This is a genomic window from Caulobacter sp. P1_B12_2, from assembly GCF_056406675.1.
On sequence record NZ_JBFTZS010000663.1, the window covers coordinates 1 to 1,743 of the forward strand.

Genomic DNA, 1,743 nt, shown 5'->3' on the forward strand with positions numbered 1-1,743 from the left:
GCTGGAGCCCGGCGAGTTCGTCCACACCYTCGGCGACGCGCACCTCTATCTGAACCACTTGGACCAGGCCCGAGAGCAGATCCAGCGCGAGCCCAAGCCCTTCCCCACCCTGAAGATGGCCGACAAGCGCGACCTGTTCGCCTTCGCGTACGAAGACTTCCAGCTGGAAGGCTACGAGGCTCACCCGCACATCAAGGCGGCGGTCGCCGTTTGACCTGGGCCACCGACCGGCTCGATCAGATCAAGGGCGGTGACACGACGCTGCCGCCGGTCGTCCAGACCCTGCAACTTGGCGGCCTCGACGACTGGGGCGAAGGCTGGGTGCGCAAGACCTGGACGCCGGCGCCCGAACTTCTCAACAGCGACGGTTCGCTGTTCGGCGGCTACATCGCCGCCCTGGCCGACCAGATCCTGGCTTTCGCGGCCATGACCGCCGCGCCCGCCGACGCCATGTTCCGCACCAGCAACCTCAAGGTCGACTTCATCCGCGTCGGCAAGGCGGAGGTTCTGACCATCGAAGGCCGCGTGGTCGCCAGGACCAAGGGCATGATCCATGTCGAGTCCGACTTCCGCCGTCCTGACGGCGAACTGATCGCCCGGGCCTCGGCGCAGCAGATCGTGGTTCCGTTCGGCGGCTGAACCGCCCGCAACGTCGAGCGGCCGACAGAGCGGGTGGCCGCAGCGCCCGACGCAGGGTAAACAGGCCCCATGTCCGTTATCCTTACCGTCGGCCCCGTGGCCCGCTCCCTTAACGGCGTCATCGGCCGCGACAACGACCTGCCCTGGCGGCTGAAGTCGGATCTGGCGATCTTCAAGGCCTGCACGATGGGCAAGCCGCTGATCATGGGCCGCAAGACCTGGGACAGCCTGCCCCGCAAGCCGCTGCCCGGCCGGATGAACATCGTGCTGTCGCGCGACGGCTCGTTCGAGCCGCCCCAGGCCGTGGTCTGCGAGAGCTTCCTGGAGGCGGTGCAGATGGCCAAGGAGCAGGCGGCCGAGGACGGCGTCGACGAGGTCTGCGTGATCGGCGGCCACGCCCTGTTCGAAACCGCCCTGCCCAAGGCCAAGCGGCTGTATCTCACCGAGGTCCAGGCTGAGGTCGAGGGCGACGTCAGCTTCCCCGCCTTCGACGAAGCCGCCTGGACCGAGGTGCGTCGCGAGGCGCATCCTGCCGGTCCCGACGACGACCACGCCTTCGTCTTCCGTGTGCTGGAGCGCCGCTGATGCGTCCCCATCCCCGCTCGCTGACCGCTCTCCTCTGCGCCCTGGCCCTTTCCGCCGGCGCGGCCGACGCCGCCCTTCCCGGCGTCGCGATGGCCGACATCAGCCTGGGCGGCCAGAGCGACAGCCTGGCGCGGGCCGCGGCCACCGACGTGGTGGTGTTCAATGTGCTCAAGGTGCGGCCGCTGGACGGCGGCGAGGTCGCCAGCTGCCGCGTCTTCGGCCGGGCGATCCGGGCCGAGCGGGGCAAGCGCTTCAAGCCCCGGCAGTCTGTGCGCCTGACCGTCCCCTGCGCGGTGCAGGGCGCGGGCGCCTCTGACGCCACGCCCAAGTGGGTGGACCGCGAGGCCCTGGTGCGCTCGGCCCACGGCCGCGCCTTCCTGGGCGGCGACGGCGGGCTGATCGCCTACGAGCTCTATGATCTGAACTGAGGCCGTGCGTCCTTCGAGGCGCGCTTAGGAGCGCGCACCTCAGGATGAGGGGCTCATTGCACCGGATTCCTCATCCTGAGGTGCGTAGCGA

4 protein-coding genes are annotated in these 1,743 nt (G+C 69.5%); all 4 read left to right on the forward strand.

All coding sequences use genetic code 11. From position 1 onward, the window contains the following. A partial coding sequence (locus tag AC1DZ6_RS24635; protein WP_477099727.1) for a thymidylate synthase occupies window positions 1–214 on the forward strand: 214 nt, incomplete at its 5' end. After that, window positions 211–639 carry a PaaI family thioesterase gene (locus AC1DZ6_RS24640; protein ID WP_477099728.1) on the forward strand — a complete coding sequence of 143 codons (429 nt, stop codon included), beginning with the start codon at window positions 211–213 and terminating at the stop codon, window positions 637–639. The genes AC1DZ6_RS24635 and AC1DZ6_RS24640, both read left to right, overlap by 4 nt. 69 nt (window positions 640–708) lie before the next feature. Continuing rightward, a complete protein-coding gene (locus AC1DZ6_RS24645; protein WP_477099729.1) occupies window positions 709–1,224 on the forward strand; it encodes a dihydrofolate reductase in 516 nt (171 codons plus the stop codon). After that, window positions 1,224–1,652: a hypothetical protein gene (locus tag AC1DZ6_RS24650; RefSeq protein ID WP_477099730.1), complete on the forward strand. Its 429-nt coding sequence runs from the start codon at window positions 1,224–1,226 to the stop codon at window positions 1,650–1,652. Before AC1DZ6_RS24645 ends, AC1DZ6_RS24650 begins: the two co-directional genes overlap by 1 nt. The last annotated feature ends 91 nt before the right edge of the window (window positions 1,653–1,743 follow it).